Source organism: Cryobacterium sp. M15, assembly GCF_002929675.1.
GTDB lineage: Bacteria > Actinomycetota > Actinomycetes > Actinomycetales > Microbacteriaceae > Cryobacterium > Cryobacterium lyxosi.
The window spans coordinates 1-3,682 of the sequence record NZ_PJJW01000011.1 but is presented as its reverse complement, the minus strand read 5'-3'; the positions used below and the strand labels follow the sequence as shown (position 1 = coordinate 3,682).

At 63.0% G+C, this 3,682-nt stretch carries 2 protein-coding genes and 1 pseudogene; 1 reads left to right on the top strand and 2 read right to left on the bottom strand.

Features of this window, described 5'->3' with window-relative positions:
• Together CXY83_RS17905 and CXY83_RS00125 are read right to left on the bottom strand one after the other, a co-directional pair.
• A pseudogene (locus tag CXY83_RS17905) lies at window positions 1–210 on the bottom strand (hypothetical protein); the annotation flags it as partial.
• 233 nt (window positions 211–443) lie between these two features.
• The gene (locus CXY83_RS00125; RefSeq protein WP_146069777.1) at window positions 444–1,064 is read right to left on the bottom strand and encodes a hypothetical protein; all 621 of its coding nucleotides are present in this window, start codon (window positions 1,062–1,064) and stop codon (window positions 444–446) included.
• Window positions 1,065–1,394: 330 nt separating this feature from the next.
• Here CXY83_RS00125 and CXY83_RS00120 point away from each other — a divergent pair, with 330 nt between their 5' ends.
• Complete coding sequence (locus CXY83_RS00120) at window positions 1,395–3,551, top strand: DUF222 domain-containing protein (protein WP_104195424.1); 2,157 nt, start codon at window positions 1,395–1,397, stop codon at window positions 3,549–3,551.
• Window positions 3,552–3,682 lie beyond the last annotated feature (131 nt).

The window sequence follows — 3,682 nt, the reverse complement described above, 5'->3', positions numbered from 1 at the left end:
TCCGACGATGGTCCAGCCGTTGGGTTCCATGTTTGTGGGGGCGGCGTAGGCGGGGAAGTTTTGCAGGTCGGAGACGCTCACAATGGTTGAGGGGGAGCATACGGTGCAGGGAGTTGCGGGTGTGTTGGGTCGGGCGAAGGGTAAGAAGGAGCCGTTGCCGCAGGGAATAGTGTCGATGCCGGGCTTTGCCGGGTCGCCGTTTGCGCACACTCGCGGCGGCGCCAGGGGGTCTGTTCCCCCGCGTCCTCGTCGTGGGTGACTTGAGATTCCGGTACCGCTGGAGCCCGTCGTGTTACCCGCTGTTAGGTCGACGCTCGGACCAGTGACGACGGCTTGTGAACGGGGGCACGAGCCGTCGGCAAGCTCCGCTCGCGTGCAGACTTCGGCACTCGCAGAACCCGGAAATCCAGTTGATCCGAAAATTAAAGCTACGACGGCGGAAGCTAACAGAAATCTCGACCGGACCATACGTCTTCCTTATCAACGAGCAACTTGGATGGGTTTTCAGCACTAGAAATGAAACTGACCTGTAGAGGGACCCGATCGATTCGCTCGGCGGGCGTGACGTCGGCCCCAGAAACGTCGAGCAATCGAAGACCCGAAACGTCGGAGCACATGTATACCTCGACTTCGGCGTGATCGCGGGCAGAATCTGAGTATCGGACGAGAGCGACGGAATCGAAGCTAGACGCGCCTTGACCGACATGCCCGGCCTTCGTGAAGCTATCAAGAGCCTCTGCTACTTGCGGGAGGTAGTTTGCGCTAACGGATGCGCTAAAGCCCGAAAAATCCACCGTTGCCGAGCGCCTCCGCATAATGTCGTCAGAGAGTGCCGCGTAGTTTGTATATGCCGCCTTCGCGGCGGCCAGGGCCTCGTCATTTGAAGCGAAGATTGGAGAAGGCTCGGTCGGTGCTGTAGTTGCCTCGGCGACGGGATCGGCCGTGCTGCTGGCAACCGGGACGGGAGTGGCCGAGCATCCGCTCAGCGTGCCAATGGCGAGGAACAGGACCGCGGCTGTGTGTACAACGTTGTGCACGGGACGGCGGCGCGATGGATTTCGCATGGGGTCAGAGTAGACGGATTACTACAATCGTGCAGAGACTTTCCACAGGCTGGTGCCGAGGCTTATTTCACGCTACGGGTGAATCAGAGTGCAATCCGTTGAACGGCTGAAGTGACGCTTAGACCGTGCAGGCCCTGGGGTGCGGGAAACTTCACCATGCTCGTCGCCGCGATAACATCGCTGTCGGCTTTAGTTCGATTACGAAGGACCGGTCACTTACCGATCCTCAGAAACATTTTTTTGGGTATTCTTTGTCGGATTTGATCGATTTAGTGTTTATATGCGTGATTTTTCCTCGGGAATGTCGGTGGTCGGGTGTTGGGTTGAATCATGACCAACATGGCGATGGAGCTCACCCGGGTGGCGGCCGATGTCGCCGCGCTCGGCGGCTCCAGTGCCGAATTCGCCACTTTGAGTGATGCGGAGGTGCTCGCAGCGCGTGGTCCCATCGCGGATCTGCTGCGGCTGAGCAACACGGTGGCAGCGTTGTTGGCGGGCACCATCGCGGAGCGGTCCCGGCCGCAGCTGGGCCAGTCGGGTTTGGCGGCGCGGCACGGGTTTGGCAATCCGACACTGATGGTGCAACACGCCACCGGCCTCAGCCGCATCGAGGCGGGTCGGCTACTCGCAGTCGGCATGCTGATGACCGAGACCGAGCAGGCTGAACGCAGCGCAGCCGAGGTGCGGGAGGCCGAGCGGGCGGCTGCTTCCGCGACGGAAGCGGCGGAGGCCGCCGCACGGGAAGCTGCCGCTGACGCGGCGGCCGACGCGCAGCGGGACGTGGAGTGGCAAGCGGCCCACTGGGAGGAGCGGGAGGCAGATCGGGCCGCCACCTGGGCTGAGTTGAACCCCGATCTGCCGCTCCCTGACGCCCCACCACGCCCGGTTGAGCTGGTTGTCGCAGTGGTCCCAATCGCGCCGATCGTGCTGGTCCCACCACCGGCGGCGGTGCTGCCGCCGGTGTTGATTCCCTGGCAAGCGCCGATCATGCACGCCGTCGCTGCCGGTACCTTCTCACCCGGCGTCGCCGACGCCCTGCTTCGTGGCCTGGGCACCCTCGACCAGGCCGTGACCGCCGGCAGACTTGCCGCCGCCCTGCGCGTGCTGCTCGTCGAGGCACCCGGAATGAATACCGAGCAGGCCTATAAACGAGCCCGGCGCTTGCGTGACGAGCTGGATGCGGCGGGTATTCTGGCTCGGGAGAAGCAGGCTCGCGACGACACTACGTGGTCGCTCTGGCGCCGGGCCGACGGCATGGTGACCCTGCACGCGCTGCTGCCGGCGGAGCAAGGCGAAATGTGGATCGCAACCTATGACGCCCTGACCAGTCCGCGGCGTGGCGGGGTGCGGTTCGTCGATCCGGAACGGGCAGCGTGGGCGCAGAGCGTGAAAGACGACCCGCGCACCGTCGATCAGATCGCTGCGGATTCCTTCACCCAACTTCTCAAACTCGGCGCCGATGCCGACCCGAACACCCTCTTTGGAGGCCGTCGCCCTGTGGTGCGCGTCATCGTCACCGAACACGATCGCCCCACCACCAACCAAGCCCCGGCTGCCGCGGCGAGTGCAGCAACCCAGAGTGGCGTGAGGAATGAGGCGGGTCAAATCAGCGAGACAACCGAGAACGCCCCGCTCATCACGGCAGCGAGGAGCGGTGGAAACGCGAAGCCCGCACGAACCGTCGAGACGGATGACACCAGCGGGGGAACACCAAGGGTCACGCTCAAGGGAAGTGAAAGGAACAGTGAAACGGGCGTTGTGGCGGTCATCGAAACGAGAATCGAAACGAACAGTGACACGGGCAAAGAAACGAACAACGAGCCGGGACCGGCGACGGGCGGGATGTCTCGTGGTGAATCTGGTGGACGGGTCGGTGGAAACGTCCGAGCGGCCCACATCCGGAAGACGTTCGGATATTTTGAAGGCAACCCGGCGGCGGTCTCGGGTGAGACGATTTCCCGCCAACTGTGCGATACGGGCTACCTCGGTATCCTGTTCAGTCAGGCTGGGCAGCCCCTCAATGTTGGACGAGAGCAACGTCTTTTCAACCGTGAGCAACGTCGGGCCCTCGCCGTGCGCGACGGTGGATGCCGCTGGCCCGGCTGTGAGCAACCGCCGTCGTGGACCGAGGCGCACCATATCGAAAACTGGGCTGATCTGGGACTTTCCAATATTGATCAGGCCATACTGCTTTGCGCTCACCATCATCTGTTGCTCCACAATCGGCACTGGAAGGTGCTTGTTCTGAATGGCCAATATTGGCTGCAACCGCCGGTCGAGATCGACCTAAAGCAAACGCTGATTGCCCTGCCGAGCAAGAACCCGCTCATGGACGTGCCGATCCAGCTCGACGTGCCGAGGCCGACGAGAAGAGCGGCCGACACCGCAGGTGTTGGCGAGTCACAAGTGGGCGGTCTCGTCCGACTCGACCACCCTGTCGGGGGCTCCCCGCGACCGGGTCACTCGCTCGACGACGACCAGAACTAGATGGCACACCGGTGCTTCCATGGCCGGCACGGCACGTTGCGTCGGGATTCGGGATGGCGGTCTCGTGCAGCGTGACCAACGAAAATTGTACGGGGTACGGGGTACGGGGTACGGGGTACGGGGTACGGGGT

Bases quoted from the DNA above. Each gene is read 5' to 3' on its own strand.
- CXY83_RS00125 (WP_146069777.1), bottom strand. From the start codon at position 1,064: ATGCGAAATCCATCGCGCCGCCGTCCCGTGCACAACGTTGTACACACA.
- CXY83_RS00120 (WP_104195424.1), top strand. From the start codon at position 1,395: ATGACCAACATGGCGATGGAGCTCACCCGGGTGGCGGCCGATGTCGCC.